Below are 18,771 nucleotides of genomic sequence, written 5' to 3'. Positions count from 1 at the left end.
GCGGGGACTCGTGTCGACCGAGAAACCTCCGCAGATGATGAGACTCGTCGCCCCAATGTGTGGATGTACTGAGATTGGGGGTGTGATTCCCGGGCTCTCGAACCGATTCGAATGAACGGTCCACGTGAGTCTCCAGGACGATCAACGGCTGGTTGCCCGGGTTGCTGTTGCCTTGAACGAAGCAATAACCTGCTTTCCAGGTTCAAGGCCAAGTTTCTGTTTGCTGTCTTCCGTCACCAGAGCAAACAGTGGGGAACCTGCACCGACATCGAGAGTAACCTGAGAGATGGCCTCACCTTTCTCGATACTACTAACGCGTCCTTCGAACCTGTTGCGTGCACTCGTTGCGTTTTCTGCGGGCACATCTTCTGGATCGTGGAGGGTAACAGCATCTGCACGAAGACTGACCTGTACTGACTCGCACGCTGGTGGGACGATAGCGCGTACTTGACCCGCCTCTGTCTCGACGACTCCCAGTTCCCCAGTTCGGTCTAATACGACCCCCTCGAGAACGGCCTCTGCTGTCTCTGCAACCGAAGAAAACCCGATCTGGAGACGGTCGAACGTGGCGAGTAACTCGTGGGCCTGGTCAGTGAGTGTGCTGCCACCACCATCCGACCCGCCCCGCTGTCGTTCGACGAGCGTCCCGAACGCTTCCTCCAGTACAGTCACACGTTGGTGACACCGAGAGTAGGAACGTCCGAGTTCATCGGAGGCCTTGTAGATCGACCCGATCTCATCGACTGCTCTCAGTAAATTCGCGTCCCGCTCAGTAAACTCCACGTCATCTGCCCGAAGTCGGGCAGCGAATCCTGCGTCCATACGCAGTGTTGGCAACCACGGAGCAAAACAGTTATGCCAAAGTTGAAACAACGGCAGTGTATCTATGACGGAACAACGCACGCGACGTGCGTTTCTCGGCAGCGTGGGAGCGGCAGCAACGGTCGGCCTCGCCGGCTGTACAGGTCGGATTCCTCCCACGGCTAAAGCCGTGGGCTTCCTCCTTGACTCTGTGTGAGAACGTCGCCTTCGGCGAGCACTATCACGAGGATACACGCGACCCGGACGAACTCCTCGAGTCGTTGGGCGTGTCTCACCTCGCCGAGCGCTCGCCACCAACGCTCTCTGGCGGAGAGCAACAACGGGTCGCGCTCGCACGCTCGCTGGCAGTTCGGCCTGACGCGATGCTCCTTGACGAGCCGCTCTCCGCACTGGACGTGCCCACGCGACAGTCGCTTCGTGACGATCTCGCCGAGGTACTCGCCCACGTAACCAGCGTCTACGTGACGCATAACCGAACGACTGCCCGGGCGATCGCGGACCGCATCGCCGTGATGCGCGACGGCAAAATCGTCCAGACCGGCACTCCCGACGAGATATTCGAGTCTCCCACGACCGCCTATGTCGCACAGTTCGTCGGTGCGAATGTCCTTCCTGCCTCGCGATTCGACCGCGATGCAGAAGCCGTCGCTATCCGCCCAGAACACGTCGAGATCAATCCACCAACACCAGAGACACAGGCTACTGTCAAGCGTGTAGCCCGCGAGGACGCCGCGTCTCGCGTCGTCCTCGATTGGGATGGCGAGCGTGTTGAAGCATTTTCAACGGAGCCGCCGACGGTTGGGGCAACTGTCGAAATCAGGTTCCCGGACGAGGATATCACCGAACTCGGGAATTAGTCTCCTCGAGCGCGGGATGATTCGTCCTACACAATCCGTTTCCACCATCAGTTCAGTAGTTTGCTCATCCGAACCGCTACTCGAACGCCTCGGCGAGCCGTTCGCGCATGAAGCGGCGTCTGAGCTGCTGTTTTCTCGCCGCAGAGAGGTAGTTGTCCCAGACGACCTCGGGCGACGCGGAGCCCTGTTCTTCGGCGATCTCGGCGACGTGTTCGAGCACGGCGTCCATCGTCGAGGTGTAGGCGTCGTACCAGAACCGACGCCCCATCTGCGGGACGGGGGAGCTGCCACCGATATCGGGGATGTCGGCCCGGTCGGCGAGCTCGGCGAACCAGTCACGGATGGTGCCGCGGGTGACGTGCCCGGAGCGCGACCGCACAGAGGGGAAGAGATACCCGTTCCAGTGCTCCTCGTCCGAGAGTGCCACCAGCCGGTCTTCCACAACGTCGACGCCGTAGACGAGATTCACCACGCCCGGGCCGTTCTTGCGCTCCTCGAAGGCGATATGGGGCGTCTCGCCCTCGAGTGCGAGCTGCGAGACGTGTAAGGCGGCGACCTCGCTCGACCGGAGACCGAACCCGCAGAGGGCGACCACGAGCAGGCGTTCACGCGTGTCCGCAGCCGCATCGACGAGCGCGCTGACGTGTGCAGGCGCGAGCGCGGGGTTCGACGGCCCATCGTCTCCCGCGTCGTCCCAGCGGTAGTCCGCATCGACGGATTTGACGGGGTTCACGGCGGCGAGCCGACGACCCACGAGGTAGTCGTACCAGCTGTCGACCGTCTCGAAGATGCGCCCCAGCGTCGTGCGCCCGACCTGCGAATCGAGATGCGCGAACGTCTCCCGGCCGCGCGCGATGGCCTCGTGGGCCGGCGTGTCGCTCTCGACCGCGACCGGAGAGAGCAGATCACCATCCCCGTGGAGCGATTCGTACGCACGGGCGTACCGCGCGAGCCGGTAGCGGTGGGCGTCCACCGTGCGTTCCGACCAGCGGAGGCCCCGCTTTCGGTCCGAGAGGAACTGCTGAAACCGCTCGACGGTGGAATCGTCGGAGAGACCCCAGTCGTAGCCAGCGGGGGGTCGACCCCCGAACTCGGCGTTCCAGAACCGAGCGAAAGTGGTGTCGTGGTAGGTCGTGAGCGCGTAGATCAGCCCCCGGAAGCCGTGGTCGGAGAGCCATCGATGGGAGGGTCGGGCCGTGGGGTCCTCCCCGTGCTCGCGGAGTGCGGGGACGACCACCGCCTCGTAGGCGTCGACCAGCCCCTCCCGCGGGAGCATCGTCCAGGGGACATCAGCCCCAGTCTCCCACTCCGAGGTGTCCCAGTCCACGCGGAATTCGGGCGCGTCCATCTCGTCGCTGTCTGGCGGTTCTTCGACCACGGGCTCCCCCGCTGTGGACGAGGGCGTGTTCGCCGCGTAGCTGTCGGGAACGTCGCGCATCAGTCGTCGATGAACACGAGCTGGTCGTTCGTGGCGACGACCGCCCGGAGTTTGTCGCCCCCGCCCGTGGGGTCGGTCATGCCCGTCGGCGTCATCGTCGCCCGCTCGCGGAGCGCACCGACGTCGACGGTTGTGAGCGGCGGTGTGGCGTCGAGGAGCCGGCGGAGTTCGGCGGGGTTCCCGTCACTCCCCTGCTCCTGAAGGGCTTCGAGGGCCGCATCCCCGTAGATGGAAACGGTCGTGTCGTCGTCGCGTTCGAGGAGGGTCTCGATAGTCTGATTGAGTGGGGCCTGTCGCTGGCTTGGTGTTTCGCCGGAGAACGAGCGTCGCGAGTCCCCATTGGAATCTGAGTCGCGCATATTCGGGGGATTGGGCGGATTAGTCATATAGCTTAGCGTTGTGTTGTGCGCCCCGACTGAGTGAGTCGGGGTGTTCAACGGTTGTTAGGTAGATATGGAGTACGATTTCCATAAACCACATATTACGATACCAAATCCTCAGCTATCTCCCTGACCGGTTTTCCTATCGAACACATACGTCAGGACACGGAAACCCAGCTGCCGTCTTGCGATCTTGGAGAGCGTGCTCGAAGTGGTAACGGGTCGGCTTCGTTCCGCCGCCGGCCAGAGCTTTCATGCTTTTCACACCTAACGCTTATTACGACATGTCGCCTACGTTCGCACAACAATGTCCATCGACCGGGAAACGTTCGAGAACACGAGTGAGGAGGAACTCACGGAGCTCTCGGTCCCGGATCAGGTCCTCGGGTTTCTCGCGGTACACGACGACCGGGCGTTCAAGGCCAGTGAGATCGCATCGCAGATCGGTGTCGATGAAGGGGCGGTGAGTACGGCCCTTACGCGGTTGAAAGACCGCGAGCTGGTCGAGCACAAGGCGACCTACTGGGCGATTACGGACGACTCCGAACGTCTCGAGGGCTACCGCGGCTACGAACGGGCGACGGCCCTGTTCGACGACCGTCTCGGCCCGGAGGACGCGGACGCGTGGCGCGAACACGCACCCGACGAGCCCCACCCGAGCGTGGAGCCCGACCAGTGACAGCTGACGAAACCACACCGATATACGAACGGGGAGACGTCATCTACGGTGACGACCCGTTCAAGGGTGACGCGGCCGCACGACCGTGGCTCATCCTCACGAACCACGAGGGGAAGCCCTTCCACGGGGAGCAGTATATCGCTGTGACGTTGACGACGAAATCCTGGGTCGACGGGCTCATTCCGATTCCAGCAGCGAGTTGGCGCCACGGTGGAATGCCGGCTGAAAGCCGCATCGTCCCCTGGGGAGTCCAATCCATCGCGACTGAGGACATCGACTTCTGGCAGGGGCGGCTCGATAGCGACATCGTAGACGAAGCGGTGTCTGCCCTCGTCGAAGAACTCAAGTAGCCCGAGCCAGGTGATAGCGTAGAGATGAGATAGCGGCCGGCTTCGTGAGTGGAACTGGAGAGATAAGGGCCGGCTCTCGAAACCGACTACTCCGACGACTCCTGCAGCTTCGCCTTCGTGTAGGGTTTCAGCCCGCCCTGTTCGACGAGCGACTGGAGGAACTCGGGGAGTGCCTCCGCGTCGTACGTCTCGTCGGTGGTGTGGTTGTGGACGCGGCCGGCATCGAGGTCGATGCTGATCTCGTCGCCGTCGGTGATGCGGTCGGCCTCGGGGCAGATGAGCAGCGGGAGCCCGAGGTTGATGCCGTTGCGGAAGAAGATGCGCGCGAACGACTGGGCGACGACGGCGTCGATACCCGAACTCGCGAGCGCGAGCGGGGAGTGCTCCCGGGAGGAGCCGCTGCCGAAGTTGTGGCCCGCGACGACGAAGTCACCCGCCTCGACCTCGTCCGCGAACGCCGGGCGGAGGTCGTTGAAGGCGTGTTGCGCCAGCTCGTCGGGGTCCGAGGAGACGATGAACCGCGAGGGGGTGATCTGGTCCGTGTCGATGTTGTCGCCGAAGGTCCAGGCGCGTCCCGGTTCGCTCGGGTCGCTCTGGTCGCTCATGACGGCACCTCCGAGAAGACGGTATCGTCGTAGCGCTTCGTCTGGACGCGTCGCGGGTCCGTGATCTCGCCGTAGAGCGCGCTCGCGCCGACGGTCGCCGGGCTGGAGAGGTAGACCTGCGAGTCCATCGACCCCTCGCGGCCGGGGAAGTTGCGGTTCGCCGTGGCGAGACAGACGTCGCCGTCACCGAGGACGCCCTGGTGGTAGCCTGCGCAGGGACCACAGCCGGCGTTCTCGATGACCGCGCCGGCGTCGGTGAGCGTCTCGAACACGCCCGTCCGGAGCATGTGCCGATAGACGGATTTCGACGCGGGGACGACGATCATCCGGACGTTCGGGGCGAGCTCCTCGCCCTCGAGGATATCCGCGACTATTTTGATGTCCTCGTACCGGCCGTTGGTGCAGGTGCCGACGAACAGCTGGTCGATCTCCGTGCCCTCCACGTCGGTCACGTCGACGGCGTTCTCGGGGTTCGACGGCTTCGACACCTGGGGGGCGAGGTCCGAGGCATGATAGGTGTGAACGGAGTCGTACGTCGCGTCCTCGTCCGAGCGCAGGTGGTCGCCGAGCTCGATCTCGTTGCCGGTCTGGCGTTCGAGATAGCGCTCCGTGCGCTCGTCGGGGGCGACGATGCCGGCTTTCCCGCCCATCTCGATGGCCATGTTCGAGAGCACGAGCCGTTCGTGGATGGGGAGCGATTCGACCGTGCTCCCGGCGTACTCCGCGGCCATGTAGGTACAGCCGTCGAAGCCCACGTCACCGATGAACTTGAGGATGAGGTCCTTGGCGTAGACCCCGTCCTGGAGGTCACCCTCCACCTCGAAGCGCATCGTCTCGGGGACGCGGAACCAGAGGTCGCCGGTGGCGAGTGCCGTTCCCAGGTCGGTGGAGCCGACGCCCGTCCCGAACGCGCCGATGCCGCCGTAGGTCGTCGAGTGGGAGTCCGCCCCGATGACGAGGTCGCCGGGGGTGACGAACCCCTCCTCGACGAGGACGGCGTGACAGATGCCGTCGCCCACGTCGAACTGGTGGGCGCCGTGTTCCGCGGCGAACTCCCGGACCGCGTTGTGGTTGTTCGCGGCCTGCACCCCGTCCGCGGGGGCGTGGTGGTCGATGGTGAAGACCGTGCGGTCGGGCGCGAACAGCTCCGCGTCCTCGCCGGTGACCTCGTGGAACGTCCGGAACGCGAGCGGCCCGGTGATGTCGTGGGCCATCGCCACGTCGATCTCGGCCTCGACGTAGTCGCCGGCGCGGGCGTCGGTGCCCGACTTCTCGGAGAGCAGTTTCTCCGAGATCGTCTTCCCCGTCATCGGTTGTCCCTCGCGACGGTCTCGAGGACGCGCTCGACGGTCCCGCCCATCAGCACGTGGCTCGTCTTGCCGAGGTCGAGTTCGTTCGAGACGTCGTTGGCCGCGGCCTCGATGAGTTCGAAGTCGACCCCGTTCGTGACGCCCATCCGTTCGAGCATCTGCGCGAGGTCCTCCGTGGGGGTGTTGCCGACGCCCGACATCCCGCCGGGGAGGACGACACCGCCGCCGAGCCCGCAGACCGACGCGTCGAAGCGGTCGACGCCCACCGCCATCGCCGCGAGCGTGTTCGCGAGGCTCATCCCGTTCGTGTCGTGGAGATGCAAACCGAGGTCGAGATCGGGGTAGCGCTCCGTCACCGTCGAGAACCGCTCGGAGATCTCGACGGGGTTCGCGAGCCCCATCGTCGTCGCGAGCGTCACCTCGTCCACCCCCGAAGCGACGACGCGGTCGACCGTCGCGAGCGTCTCCGCGGGGTCGATGCGTCCTTCGTAGGGGCAGTAGAAGCTCGTCCCCATGCCGGCTTCGACCTCGATGCCGTGGTCGTGGGCCAACTCGACGATGTCGTCCATTTCTTCCAGAACCTCCTCGCGGGTCCGGTTCTGGTTCTTCTCCGTGTAGCTCTGGCTCACCGTCACGAGCGCGTTCACCTTGTCCACCTCGGCCTCGACGGCCCGCTCCATCCCCCTGAGGTTGGGGACGAGCGCGCGGTAGGTGACACCGGGGCGGCGGTCGATGCGTTTCGCCACCTCGTCGGCGTCCCGCAGCGTGGGCACCGCCTTCGGGTGGGTGAAGGAAGTGAGTTCGATCTCGTCGACACCGGTGCGTGAGAGCTGGTTGATGAGTTCGACCTTCTTCTCGGTGGGGACGAACTCGTCGAGCCGCTGGAAGCCGTCGCGGGGGAGCATCTCGACGACGTGGACCCGCTCCGGCAGGTCGTCGACGAGGCTCATATCGCCCCCTCCGCCTCGAGTTCCGCGAGGAGGTCGTCGTCGTACCCCAGTCGGTCGCGGAACACCTCGTCGTTGTGCTCGCCGAGGCTGGGGCCGAGGTGTCGCACCTCGCCGGGCGTCTCGGAGAACTTCGGGAAGACGTTCTGGACCGTCGCCTCACCGAGCTCGGGGTCCTCCACATCGAGATACGCCTCGCGCGCGGCGTAGTGTTCGTCCTGCAGGATGTCCTCGACGTTGTAGATGGGCGCGATGGTGGCGTCGGCCTCCTCGAACGCCGCGAGCACCTCCTCGCGGGTGTGGTCGTCCATCCAGTCCTGGATGATGGCGTCGAGCTCCTCGACGTTCTCCAGGCGCTTCGCGTTCGTCTCGAACCGCGGGTCCTCTTTCAGGTCGGGGCGGTCGATGGCGTCGAAGGTCCGCATCGCCAGCGGCTGGGCGCTCGCCGAGATGGCGACCCAGCGGTCGTCGCCCGTCCGGTAGACGTTCCGGGGGGCCGACGACGTAGAGCGGTTCCCCGAGCGCGTCTCGATCTCGCCCAGCTGGTCGTAGCGGAGCGGCTGTGGGCCGAGCAGGCCGAAGATGGGCTCGATGAGGCTGGTGTCGATGGACTGGCCGCCACCGTCGTTCACGTCCCGGTGGTAGAGCGCGAACATCACGGCGAAGGTGGAGAACAGCGCCGCGATGTTGTCCGCGAGCCCCGTCGGTGGGAGCAGCGGCTCGGAGTCCGGGAACCCGTTGAGGTAGGCGAACCCGGACATCGCCTCCGCGAGCGTGCCGAAGCCGGGGCGCTCGGCGTACGGGCCGTCCTGCCCGAAGCCGGACATCCGGAGCATCACGAGTTCGGGGTTGATCTCCGAGAGGTGGTCGTAGCCGAGGCCCCAGCGTTCGAGCGTGCCGGGCCGGAAGTTCTCGATGAGGACGTCCGCGTCGCTCACGAGGTCCTCGAACACCGCCGCACCGCCCTCGGTGGAGATGTTCAGGGTGACCGACTGCTTGTTCCGCGAGAGATACTTGTGCCAGAGGCCGACGCCGTCCTTCTTCGGGCCGAAGTTGCGAATGTGGTCGCCGAAGTCGGGGTGCTCGATCTTGATCACCGTCGCGCCGAAGTCGGCCATGAGGCGGCCGACCGTCGGGCCGGAGATCATTGACCCCGCTTCGAGGACGACGAGGCCAGCGAGTGGTCCGTCGTTGTCGTCTGTCATGTGTGGTGTGTGGTCGTGTGGTGTGCCGCAGTCGTCTCGTTCGTGTGGTGTGCCACGGTTGTCCCGTGGCCGTTGCGTCCGTGTCCGGGGAGTGTCCGTATCGGGGGAGTGTCCGTATCGTGAGAGTGTCGTTCGTGTCCTGTGTGCACCTCAGATGGGTCGGTCGATGTGGGTGCCGTAGCCCTGTTCGCCGACGATGTCGCCGTCGTCGTACGCGAGCTGGCCCTTCACGACCGTCTGGGTCGGCCATCCGGTCACCTCGCGGCCCTCGTACGGCGAGTAGCCGGAGACGCTGTGGAGCAGCTCGGGGGTGACCGTCTTCGTCTCCGCTAAGTCGACGACGACGAGGTCGGCGTCCGACCCGACACGGACGGTCCCCTTCTTCGGGTAGAGATTGAACGCCTTCGCGGCGTTCGTGCTCGTCACCTCGACGGCGCGTTCCAGCGAGATGCGGCCCTCGTTGACGCCTTCGGAGAGCATGAGCGGGAGCATCACCGGCGTCGAGGGGAACCCGAGCAGGCTGTCGCGGATGCCCTCACCGAACTTGTTCTCCGCGAGGTTCGCACAGTGGTCCGTTCCGATGGTGGAGATGGTGCCGTCGGCGACCCGCTTCCAGAGGGTTTCCTGGTCCTCCTTCGAGCGGACGGGCGGGTTCACCTTCATCCGCTCGTCGCACTCCTCGGTCGTGAGGGTGAGATAGTGGATGCAGGTCTCGCCCCACGCGTCGTAGCCGGCCTCGTGGAGCCGCGCGAGTTCGTCGGCCGTCTGGCCCGCGGAGATGTGGACGGCGTAGAAGTTCTCGTCGTAGCCGTGGATCTTCGCGAGCGCCGCGCCCGCGACCATGCTCTGGGTCTCGGCGTAGCCGGGGAACTCCTCGACCATCACCTCGTACCCCTCGTCGGCGTCGGCTTCCGTATCGTCCGACTCGGAAGTGACGTAGACGTTCCCGCCGGCGAGGCCGTTCGTGATCTCGGTGTTCTCCGAGTGGTAGCCGAGCGTCGTCGGGACGTCCTGCTCGGCCAGTTTCTGGATGAAGGCGTTCCCGAAGTCGTCGTGCATGTCGCAGTCGACGCCGAACTTCTCGCGGGCGGCGTCCTTGTAGTTCATGTACCACTTGAACGTCGTGATGCCGAACTCCTCGATGATGGTGGGAATCTCCGCCACGTGCTCGAAAGAGAGCAGCCCGAGCGAGAAGAAGTAGTCGTGGTAGTAGTTGGGCTCCGCCTCGTCGAAGTAGCCCGGCATGATCTCCTCGTAGGCCCCGGGGCGGCGGAAGTAGTTCCCGATGGTGGTGACGCCGCCGACGAGGTCGGATTTCGACTCGGACTCGGCGTCGGCTTCCAGCCCGCGGTAGATGCCGTGGTGGGTGTGCGGGTCGATGGCCCCGGGGAGCACGTACTTCCCGGTGGCGTCGATCTCCGTCTCCCCCGAGAGCGTCCCCGGGGCCGCGACGGCGGAGATGGTCTCGCCGTCCGCGGCCACGTCGGCCGCGAACGTGCCGTGTTCGGGCGTGACGACCGTGCCGTTGGTGATGACGAGTTCGTGGGTCATAGCGTCTCGATCCAGTCTTTGACTTCCTCGGTTTCGAGGACCTCGGCGTACTTCATCCAGAGGTCGAGCAGGCCGATCTTGTGTGAGGCTTCGATGCGGTCGAAGATGCACTCCTGGGCCAGCGTGACGCTGAAGCCGTGCTGTTTGGCGTCGACGGCCGTCGCACGCACGCAGCCGCTGGTGGAGTTCCCGACGATGACGACGGAGTCGTGATCGCCGCGGACCAGCCGCGAGAGGAGGTCCGTCCCGTAGAACGCCGACGCGTACGACTTGTCGATGACCGTGTCGCCGTCCTCGGGCGCGATCGGTTCGACGATGTCGAGGTCCTCGTGGTCCGGGTCGTCGTAGCTCGTGGGGACGACCCGCGTGTACGTGACGGGTACCTCGTGGTCGCGCGCGAACGCGAGGAACGGCTCGATGTACTCGATGGCGTCCCACGCGATCTCGCCCATCGCGGTGCGGTACTCCTCGACGGCGTCGAGGATGGGTTCGTTCTCGCCGACGATGAGTCGCTGCATGTCGATGACGAGCACCATCGGGTTCTCGCCCATGCCACGCGACTCCCACGACGAGGCACCTTCCTTGTCGTAGCCAGCCTTCGTGATGACCTGCTTGTCCTGCTCGGACAAGAGGTCCTCCCAGATACGGTTTGTCATGGAGGTCTTCGTCTGAGGTGGGATGCCGAGTGACATAAATATACGGCCTCGCGCATCGTCACATCAGGGCGCGAACACGTCGAGCATCGTCTCCACCCACGCGCGCGAGACACCGGAGGGCGCCCGGACGATGGGGAGGTCCACGCCCATCCCGCGGATCTCGGCCAGCTGTGTCCGGGCCTCCTCGGGGGTGCCGACGATGGCGACGAGCTCGAGGAACTCGTCGGAGATGGCCGCGACCGCCGCGTCCGTCGAGGGAGCCGCCCGCGCCGCCTCCACCTCGTCGCCCAGCCCGGCGTGCTCCGCCGCCCGGCCGTAGTACCCCGGCACATCGCGGAGGTAGTAGACGACGTGTTCGGCCGCGCGCCGTCGTGCCACCGCGGGGTCCTCGTGGACCGACGTGAGGACGTACATCGCCACGTCCACGTCCTCTCGGCTCCGGCCCCCGCGTTCCGCCCCCGTCTCCAGCCAGCCGAGCGCCTCCTCGAACTGGGGTCGTGGATAGAGGTTCGGCAGCCAGCCGTCCGCGAACTCGCCCGTCAGTCGGACGTTCCCGGGGCCGAGCGCGCCGTTGTAGATGGGGATCTCCGAGCGGACCGGCTCGAAAGCGTCCCAGAAGCTCGTGCGCTCGGGCTGGAAGAACTCCCCGTCGAACTCCGATGCCTCACCGCGGAGATACCGGCGGACCAGCTCGATGTACTCGTCCATGCGCGCGAGCGGGCGGTCGAACGGGACGCCGTGGAACGTCTCCACCACCCCCGGGTGGGCGACGCCCAGCCCGAGGATGGCCCGCCCCGCCGAATGCGCGTCGAGGGTCGCCGCCGCGGCCGCGAGCGTCGCGGGCGTCCGCGAGAAGACGTTCACGATACCGGTCCCGAGGTCGATCTCGTCGGTGTGGACGGCCCACCGCTCCAGTTTGCCGAACGCGGTCTTCCCCTGGCCCTCCGCGGCCCACGCCGACTCGTAGCCGAGCGACTCCGCGTACTGGACCAGCTCGGGGTCGTCGCGGAGCGCGAACAGCACACCCGTTCGGATCATACGACGCCCTCCACCGCGAGGTCGTTCCAGATGTCGAGCGCGGCGATGCGGCCCCCCTCGACCTCGTAGACGTCGACGTACCGCACGTCGCCGAACGCCTCGCCGTCGGTGTCGACCCCGTAGAGCCGGCCGATGCTCACCACCGTGGACCCGTCGACGACCCAGCGGTCGAACTCCTTCGCCGCCCACTCGTAGCGCGGTTCGAGGTACGCGAGGAACGATTCGGGGGCGTCGGGGCCCTCGAACGACGCGCCCGGCAGCGTGATGACCGCGTCGTCGTGGAACAGCTCGTCGATGGTCGCCCGTCGGTCGTCGCCCATCCGGTCGAAGAACTCCTCGACCACGGCTCGTGGTGACTCCATATCTGGTGAGAGAGAGCAATCACCATAGTTCTCTCGCCACCAGGAGGCGAGAGCGGTAGCTTTACGAGCGGTACTCACTAGCACAGCGCATGGACGAGCTAGCACGGCGGAAGCCGAGCGACGGCGCCACCGAGGTCGTATCTGCCGAGAGCGTGGACTGGGATATCGATACGGACATCCTCGTCGCCGGGGGCGGCGGGACGGGACTGGTCGCCGCGCTCGCGGCGAGCGAGAACCCGGATGTCCGGGTCACGATACTGGAGAAGGCCCCCGAGTGCGGGGGGAACACCTCGCTGTCGACGGGGATGGTCCCCGCCGCGGGCACCCGGCTCCAGCGCGAGGCCGGCATCGAGGAGTCGCCCGCCGACATGGCGCGCGACATCCTCGAGAAGAACGACTACGAGGCGGACGAGGAGCGCGTCCGGTATCTCTGCGAGGAGAGTGCGAACCTCATCCACTGGCTCGTCGACGACTGGGAGATCACGCTGAACCTCGTCGACGATTTCAAATACCCCAAACACTCGGCGTACCGGATGCACGCACCCCCGGGACGCAACGGGGAGAACCTCGTCGCGGAGCTCGTCGAGCGGGTCGAGGCGACGGAGAACATCGAGCTGCTCACGAACGTCCCGGTGACGAAGCTCGTCGCGGCGGACGGGGCGGTGGAGGGCGTCGTCGCCGGCGTGCACCGCGACGAGGCCATCAAAGCCGAGAAGGTCATCCTCGCGACGGACGGCTTCGCGGGCAACCGCGAGATGATCACCGAGTACTGCGAGGAGGACATCGAACGCGCGCTCTACTTCGGCGCGGACGGGAACACGGGCGACGGCGTCCGCTTCGGCGCGGAGCTCGGCGGCGCGCTCGCGTGCATGGACGCCTACCAGGGCCACGCCACCGTCGCCAGCGGGACGGGAATGTTATCCACCTACGCCGTCATCATGAACGGCGGCATCATGGTGAACGAGGCCGGCGAACGGTTCGGCGACGAGTCGGCGGGCTACAGCGAGTTCGCCATCGACGTGCTCCAGCAGCCCGGTGGTATCGGCTACGAGCTGTTCGATGCGCGCATCTTCGACCGGCTGGAGGGTGAGTTCGACGACTTCGACGAGGCGGCCGCCCACGGCACCTACCACGAGGCAGCGACCATCGCGGAACTCGGTGAAATCCTCGGATTCGACGGGGAGGCCGCCGCGGAAACGGTCGACGCGTACAACGAGGCCGCCCGCGCGGGCGAGTCGGACGAGGTGGGGCGCACGGACGGGGCGAACCCGCTCGAACCCCCGTTCTACGGCGCGAAGGTGACGGGCTCGCTGTTCCACACGCAGGGTGGGCTGGTCGTCGACGAGCACGCGCGGGTCCAGCGGACGGACGGGAGCGTCGTCGGGAACCTCTACGCCGGGGGCGGCACCGCTTGCGGCATCAGCGGCCACGGGGCGGGCGGCTACCTCTCCGGGAACGGCCTCACGACCGCCCTCGGCTACGGTCGGCTCGCGGGCATCCACGCCCGCGAGTCGCTTTGAGTGACGAGGGCTGAACGAACCGTCAACCACGGCGAATCGGCCCTGAAGCGAGTAGAACACGTTTTGTGAGTGAGGATGTCGCTGAATTATTCTATCGAACATGACAGGTAGAGACGACAGGACTTATGTGGGTTACTCCGAAAGGAGTGAGTGATTGCCATGGGTAAGACTCCCAAGTCCTCGGTTAGCAACAGGCGACGCTTCCTCAAAACGACCGGTGCCAGCGTGGCGGCGCTCACCCTCGCCGGCTGTGCGAGCAACGACAGCGGTGGTAGCTCCGACGGTGACTCCGGCGGCGACTCCGGCGGCGACTCCGGTGGGTCGGACAGCAGCCAGGGGACGGCCACCTCGACGAACAGCGTCGAGGAGGTCGTCATCGGCTCGAACCACCCCCTCTCGGGCGGGCTCGCGGCGACCGGCGTCGGGATGAGCAACGCCATCAAGCTCGCCGCCCAGCGGAAGAACGAGGAGGGCGGCATCCAGTCGCTCGACGGTGCCCAGGTGAAGGTCATCGAGGGCGACAACCAGGGGAAACAGGAGCTCGGCGGGCAGGTCTCCGAAGAACTGCTCAACGAGGGCGCTGACGTCCTCACCGGCTGTTACTCCTCGCCCGTGACGACGGCCGCGACGCAGGTGGCGGAACGCGCCGGCGTCCCGTTCGTCATCTCCATCGCCGCCGCGGACAACATCCTGAAGGACCGCGGGTTCAACTACGTCTACCGGCCCCAGCCGCCAGCGCGACGGATGGCGAGCGACTACGCCGACCTGGTCCCCACCGTCATCCGGGACAACGGTGGCACCGTCGACACCGCCGGGCTGTTCTACATCAACAACAGCTACGGGCAGGCCATCCGCGACGCACTCCGTGAGTTCCTCCCGCAGCAGAACGTGGAGATCGTCGAGGAGACCGCCATCGAGTTCGGCGCGTCGAACGCCAACACGCAGGTGTCGAAGCTCCGCAGCGCGGACCCGGACACCATCATCGCGACGACGTACGTGGGCGGCGGCGTCCTGCTCTCGCAGGCGCTACAGGACCAGAGCTACCGCCCGCCACACCTGACGGCGTGTGCCTCCGCGACGTTCACCGACGACCGCGCCGTCCGCGACATCGGTGAGTTCGCCAACGGCGTGATGGACAACAACTACGCGCTGAACCCGACCATCGACAAGACGGCCGAGGTGCGCGAGCAGTTCTCGGCGAACTACGACCAGAATTTCTCCGCCTCCGTCGGGATGGCCTACACGGCCGCCGAGGTCATCATCCAGGCCATCGAGGACGCCGGCAGTGCCGACCCCGACGACATCAACAACGCGCTGAAGCAGCTGCGCTACGAGGACCACATCTCCGCGATGGGGACCATCGAGTTCAACGACATCGGCGAGAACAAGAACGCGCTCGCGCCCATCAACCAGGTGCAGGACCTCTCCGTGAAGGTCGTCTACCCCGACGAGTACGCGGAGGCCTCCCCGCAGGTCTAACGCGGACCGCTCGATTCCCGGCGGTTTTTCCGAAACGAAGTGCGACCCTTTATGACCAATGACAACAATCCCCGAGTGTAGACTGTACGCATGCTTCCCCTAGACATATCGGTCGGCTTGCTCCCCTTGCAGGGGGGCGGGCTCGACCGGTTTACCGACCCGTTCGTATCGTTCGCGACTGACATCCTGAACCTGGAGCCGGTCCTCCTCCAGCTTCTGGCCTTCGGCCTGCTGCTCGGGGGCGTCTACGCGCTCACCGCGCTCGGGCTGACGATGATCTTCGGCGTGATGGACGTCATCAACTTCGCCCACGGCGTCTTCCTCGTCGTCGGGATGTACACCGTCTGGCTCGTCTCCGAGACGTTCGGCATCAGCCCGTTCATCGGCATCCCCATCGCCGCGCTCGTGTTGTTCGGGCTGGGCGTCATCGTCCACGTGCTCACCGTCGAGCCCATCATCGAGGCGCCCCAGCAGAACCAGCTCATCGCGACGCTCGGGGTGCTGCTCATCATCCAGTCAGCCATCGAGATCGTCTTCACCCCGGACCCCCAGCAGGTGGAACTCTCGCTCGGGTCGGCGAACGTCGGCGGCGTCTTCATCCCCATGGGCCAGTTCTACGCGCTGGCCATCGCGCTGGGCACGATGCTCGCCGTGCGCGCGTTCCTCAACCGGACGGACCTCGGTCGCCGCATCCGCGGCACCGCGGACAACCGCGACGGCGCCCGCTACGTCGGCATCAACGTCGAGCGCATCAACTACCTCACGTTCGGCATCGGCGCGGCGCTCGCCGGCATCGCCGGCGGCTCCATCGCCCTGTTCCAGCGGTTCGACCCCTTCACGGGTGAGGCGTACCTCATCAACGCCTTCGTCATCGTCATCCTCGGCGGACTGGGCTCGTTCCCCGGCGCGTTCGTCGGCGGGGTCATCGTCGGGATGATCCAGGTGTTCGGCGGCTACTACCTCCCCGGTACGACCGCGCAGGTGCTCATCTTCCTGCTGTTCATCGTGACCCTCCTCGTCAAGCCGGAGGGCCTCTTCGGAGGTGCGAACGCATGAGCGCCATCGAAACCGTCCGCGAGCGCTACGCGACGTTCGACGACCAGTCGTACGCCCCCGTCGTCAAGGGGGCCGCCGGCTTCGCGTTCCTCGCCGCGCTCCCGTACGTCATCGAGATCGACATCGCGGGAATGGAGCTGGCCGCGACGCTGAGTCTGAAGATGCTGATCCTGACGCTCATCTACGCCTACACCGCGCAGGCGTGGAACATCATGTCCGGCTACACCGGGCAGTTCTCCTTCGGGCACGCCGCGTTCTTCGGCATCGGCGCGTACGCCACGATGAAACTGCTCGTCGACTTCCAGGTGAACCCCTGGGTCGGCATGCTGGTCGGTGGCGGCGTCGCCGCCCTCTACGGCCTGCTCATCGGCTTCCTCTCCTTTCGGTTCAAGCTGAAGGGCCACTACTTCGCGCTCGCCACGCTGGCGTTCGCGGAGCTCCTGCGGTTCGTCATCACGAACATGCGGGAGTTCCAGGGGGCGAACGGCTACTTCAAGCCGTTCCCCCGCGACTACGGTGCGGAGTACGGCCTGCTCGCCTTCCAGTTCGAGGGCGACCTCCCGTACTACTATCTCATCCTCGGATTTTTGCTGTTCGTCACCGTCGTCTCCTGGCTCATCAAGAACTCCTGGATCGGCCTCTACTTCTTCGCCATCCGGGAGGACGAGCCCGCGGCCTCCAGCGTCGGCGTTCCGGCGTTCCGCTACAAGATGCTCGGTATCGCCGTCTCGGCGTTCTTCACCGCGCTCGGCGGCGCCTACTGGTCGATGTACTTCAACACCATCCGACCGGACACGGTGTTCGCGCTGTTCAAGAACGTCGAGCTGCTGTTGCCCGCCGTCGTCGGTGGCCCGGGCACGCTCGTCGGCCCCATCGTGGGCTCGTTCATCGTCACCCCGGTGAGCGAGATCGCACGGACGACGTTCTCGGACATCAACGGGCTCGACCGCATCATCTACGGCGCGTTCCTCGTGCTCATCGTCATCTACTCGCCGCAGGGCGTGGTGAGCTGGCCGAAGCGGGCGCGTGCACTCGCCAAGCGGCTCCGCGAGGTGGTCTCCGATGAGTGACGACACGTACGACCGCGACGGTGAACCGCTGCTCTCGGCACGGGACGTCGGCAAGCGCTTCTCGGGGCTGCAGGCGCTCGACGGCGTGGACCTCGACGTCCACCGGGGCGAGATCATCGGCCTCATCGGGCCGAACGGCGCGGGAAAGACCACGCTGTTCAACTGCATCAGCGGGGCGTTCCCGCCCACCTCGGGCGTCGTGACGCTCGACGGCGAGCGCATCTCGGGGCTGCAGGCCCACGAGGTCGCCCGGAAGGGACTCGCCCGGACGTTCCAGATCACCCGACCCCTCGAAGAGCTGACCGTCGTCGAGAACGCGATGGTCGGTGCCCACATCCACACCCGGCGGCGCAGGGAAGCCCGCGAGATCGCCCTCGACCAGCTCGCGTTCGTCGGACTGGAGGACCGCGCCGAGGAGAAGGCCAGCGAGCTCACCGTCGGGGCACAGAAGCGGCTGGAGCTGGCACGGGCCATCGCGACGGACCCGGAGATGCTGCTGCTCGACGAGATCATGGCGGGGCTCACCCCGTCGGAGTCCGAGCAGATGCTCGGGCTGTTCCGGAAGCTCCGCGAGCAGGGGACGAGCCTGCTCATCATCGAACACGACATGAAAGCCATCATGAACATCTCGGACTACGTGAAGGTCCTCGACCAGGGGACGGGTATCGCCTTTGGAACGCCACAGGAGGTCGTCTCCGACGACCGCGTCATCGAGGCGTACATCGGAGGGTTCGATGTCGATGCTTGAGCTCGAGGGCGTCCACGCCGGCTACGACGAGATCGAGGTGCTCCACGGCGTGGACCTCCACGTCGACGAGGGGGAGATCGTCGCGCTCATCGGCTCGAACGGGGCCGGGAAGACGACGACGATGCGCACCATCGGCGGTATCCTCTCGCCGACGAAGGGGACCATCACCTACAAAGGCGAGCCCATCCACCGGCTCGGCCCCCACGAGATCGTCGAGCGCGGCATCGTGCAGGTGCCGGAGGACCGCGACCTCTTCACGAACATGAGCGTCATCGAGAACCTGCTGCTCGGGGCGCAGACGGAGGAGGCGCGGGAGAAACGCGACGAGAACCTCCAGCGGATGTTGGAGCTGTTCCCCCGGCTCGAAGAGCGCAAGAGCCAGCGGGCCGGGACGATGTCCGGCGGGGAACAGCAGATGCTGACGCTCGCGCGGGCGCTGATGGGTGAGCCGGACCTGCTCATCCTCGACGAGCCCTCCATCGGGCTCGCCCCCCACCTCGTCCAGGAGGTGTTCGACGTGGTCGAGCAGATCCACGAGCAGGGCATCACCGTCCTGATGGTCGAGCAGAACGTCCAGCAGACGCTGCAGGTCGCCGACCGCGGCTACGTGATGGAGAACGGCCGCATCACGCTCGCGGAGACGGGGGACGCCCTGCTCGAAGACGAGGGGGTCGTCGAGGCCTACCTCGGGGTGTGAG

The 18,771-nt window shown here is 66.0% G+C and carries 20 protein-coding genes; 9 read left to right on the top strand and 11 right to left on the bottom strand.

Features of this window, described 5'->3' with window-relative positions; all coding sequences use genetic code 11:
* Positions 1-141: 141 nt before the first annotated feature.
* Positions 142-822, bottom strand: coding sequence for a TOBE domain-containing protein (locus tag ACQUQR_RS15590; protein WP_435197440.1), 681 nt, complete (start codon positions 820-822; stop codon positions 142-144).
* 86 nt (positions 823-908) lie between these two features.
* On the opposite strand from ACQUQR_RS15590, the gene ACQUQR_RS15585 reads away from it, so the two are divergent.
* Positions 909-1,679 (top strand): ABC transporter ATP-binding protein, encoded by a 771-nt coding sequence (locus tag ACQUQR_RS15585; RefSeq protein ID WP_435197439.1) that lies wholly within the window; start codon positions 909-911, stop codon positions 1,677-1,679.
* Positions 1,680-1,755: 76 nt separating this feature from the next.
* Here ACQUQR_RS15585 and ACQUQR_RS15580 read toward each other — a convergent pair whose 3' ends face one another.
* Positions 1,756-3,117 (bottom strand): tyrosine-type recombinase/integrase, encoded by a 1,362-nt coding sequence (locus ACQUQR_RS15580; protein WP_435197438.1) that lies wholly within the window; start codon positions 3,115-3,117, stop codon positions 1,756-1,758.
* Entirely contained in the window at positions 3,117-3,476 is a 360-nt protein-coding gene (locus ACQUQR_RS15575; RefSeq protein ID WP_435197437.1) for a hypothetical protein, read from the bottom strand. Before ACQUQR_RS15575 ends, ACQUQR_RS15580 begins: the two co-directional genes overlap by 1 nt.
* A gap of 328 nt (positions 3,477-3,804) precedes the next feature.
* Between ACQUQR_RS15575 and ACQUQR_RS15570 the strand changes: the two genes are divergently transcribed.
* Both ACQUQR_RS15570 and ACQUQR_RS15565 read left to right on the top strand, forming a co-directional pair.
* Positions 3,805-4,176 carry a MarR family transcriptional regulator gene (locus ACQUQR_RS15570; RefSeq protein ID WP_435197436.1) on the top strand — a complete coding sequence of 124 codons (372 nt, stop codon included), beginning with the start codon at positions 3,805-3,807 and terminating at the stop codon, positions 4,174-4,176.
* Positions 4,173-4,526, top strand: a complete 354-nt coding sequence (locus ACQUQR_RS15565) for a type II toxin-antitoxin system PemK/MazF family toxin (RefSeq protein WP_435197435.1) — start codon at positions 4,173-4,175, stop codon at positions 4,524-4,526. Before ACQUQR_RS15570 ends, ACQUQR_RS15565 begins: the two co-directional genes overlap by 4 nt.
* 86 nt (positions 4,527-4,612) lie before the next feature.
* Here ACQUQR_RS15565 and ACQUQR_RS15560 read toward each other — a convergent pair whose 3' ends face one another.
* The 8 genes from ACQUQR_RS15560 to ACQUQR_RS15525 all read right to left on the bottom strand — a co-directional run bounded on the left by ACQUQR_RS15560 (position 4,613) and on the right by ACQUQR_RS15525 (position 12,200).
* Entirely contained in the window at positions 4,613-5,131 is a 519-nt protein-coding gene (locus ACQUQR_RS15560; protein ID WP_435197434.1) for a 3-isopropylmalate dehydratase small subunit, read from the bottom strand.
* Positions 5,128-6,441: a 3-isopropylmalate dehydratase large subunit gene (locus ACQUQR_RS15555; protein ID WP_435197433.1), complete on the bottom strand. Its 1,314-nt coding sequence runs from the start codon at positions 6,439-6,441 to the stop codon at positions 5,128-5,130. Before ACQUQR_RS15555 ends, ACQUQR_RS15560 begins: the two co-directional genes overlap by 4 nt.
* Positions 6,438-7,391: a hydroxymethylglutaryl-CoA lyase gene (locus ACQUQR_RS15550; RefSeq protein ID WP_435197432.1), complete on the bottom strand. Its 954-nt coding sequence runs from the start codon at positions 7,389-7,391 to the stop codon at positions 6,438-6,440. The genes ACQUQR_RS15555 and ACQUQR_RS15550 overlap by 4 nt, the downstream gene beginning before the upstream one ends.
* Positions 7,388-8,593: a CaiB/BaiF CoA transferase family protein gene (locus tag ACQUQR_RS15545; protein ID WP_435197431.1), complete on the bottom strand. Its 1,206-nt coding sequence runs from the start codon at positions 8,591-8,593 to the stop codon at positions 7,388-7,390. Before ACQUQR_RS15545 ends, ACQUQR_RS15550 begins: the two co-directional genes overlap by 4 nt.
* A gap of 150 nt (positions 8,594-8,743) precedes the next feature.
* Positions 8,744-10,144, bottom strand: coding sequence for a dihydroorotase (locus tag ACQUQR_RS15540; RefSeq protein WP_435197430.1), 1,401 nt, complete (start codon positions 10,142-10,144; stop codon positions 8,744-8,746).
* Positions 10,141-10,800: an isochorismatase family protein gene (locus ACQUQR_RS15535; RefSeq protein WP_435197429.1), complete on the bottom strand. Its 660-nt coding sequence runs from the start codon at positions 10,798-10,800 to the stop codon at positions 10,141-10,143. Before ACQUQR_RS15535 ends, ACQUQR_RS15540 begins: the two co-directional genes overlap by 4 nt.
* Before the next feature lie 63 nt (positions 10,801-10,863).
* Positions 10,864-11,838: an LLM class flavin-dependent oxidoreductase gene (locus ACQUQR_RS15530; protein ID WP_435197428.1), complete on the bottom strand. Its 975-nt coding sequence runs from the start codon at positions 11,836-11,838 to the stop codon at positions 10,864-10,866.
* Complete coding sequence (locus ACQUQR_RS15525) at positions 11,835-12,200, bottom strand: nuclear transport factor 2 family protein (RefSeq protein WP_435197427.1); 366 nt, start codon at positions 12,198-12,200, stop codon at positions 11,835-11,837. Before ACQUQR_RS15525 ends, ACQUQR_RS15530 begins: the two co-directional genes overlap by 4 nt.
* Positions 12,201-12,289: 89 nt before the next feature.
* On the opposite strand from ACQUQR_RS15525, the gene ACQUQR_RS15520 reads away from it, so the two are divergent.
* The 6 genes from ACQUQR_RS15520 to ACQUQR_RS15495 all read left to right on the top strand — a co-directional run bounded on the left by ACQUQR_RS15520 (position 12,290) and on the right by ACQUQR_RS15495 (position 18,770).
* A complete protein-coding gene (locus ACQUQR_RS15520; protein ID WP_435197426.1) occupies positions 12,290-13,720 on the top strand; it encodes an FAD-dependent oxidoreductase in 1,431 nt (476 codons plus the stop codon).
* A 159-nt stretch (positions 13,721-13,879) separates the two neighbouring features.
* Positions 13,880-15,199 carry an ABC transporter substrate-binding protein gene (locus tag ACQUQR_RS15515; protein WP_435197425.1) on the top strand — a complete coding sequence of 440 codons (1,320 nt, stop codon included), beginning with the start codon at positions 13,880-13,882 and terminating at the stop codon, positions 15,197-15,199.
* A gap of 90 nt (positions 15,200-15,289) precedes the next feature.
* Complete coding sequence (locus ACQUQR_RS15510; protein WP_435197424.1) at positions 15,290-16,255, top strand: branched-chain amino acid ABC transporter permease; 966 nt, start codon at positions 15,290-15,292, stop codon at positions 16,253-16,255.
* A complete protein-coding gene (locus ACQUQR_RS15505; RefSeq protein WP_435197423.1) occupies positions 16,252-17,325 on the top strand; it encodes a branched-chain amino acid ABC transporter permease in 1,074 nt (357 codons plus the stop codon). The genes ACQUQR_RS15510 and ACQUQR_RS15505 overlap by 4 nt, the downstream gene beginning before the upstream one ends.
* Entirely contained in the window at positions 17,318-18,073 is a 756-nt protein-coding gene (locus tag ACQUQR_RS15500; protein ID WP_435197422.1) for an ABC transporter ATP-binding protein, read from the top strand. Before ACQUQR_RS15505 ends, ACQUQR_RS15500 begins: the two co-directional genes overlap by 8 nt.
* Positions 18,066-18,770 carry an ABC transporter ATP-binding protein gene (locus ACQUQR_RS15495; protein WP_435197421.1) on the top strand — a complete coding sequence of 235 codons (705 nt, stop codon included), beginning with the start codon at positions 18,066-18,068 and terminating at the stop codon, positions 18,768-18,770. Before ACQUQR_RS15500 ends, ACQUQR_RS15495 begins: the two co-directional genes overlap by 8 nt.
* The last annotated feature ends 1 nt before the right edge of the window (position 18,771 follow it).

This window comes from Natronomonas sp. EA1, assembly GCF_051195035.1.
Taxonomy (GTDB): Archaea; Halobacteriota; Halobacteria; order Halobacteriales; family Haloarculaceae; genus JBNTJV01.
Note: the sequence above shows the minus strand (reverse complement) of the source record. Positions and strands in the feature narration are given on the sequence as shown.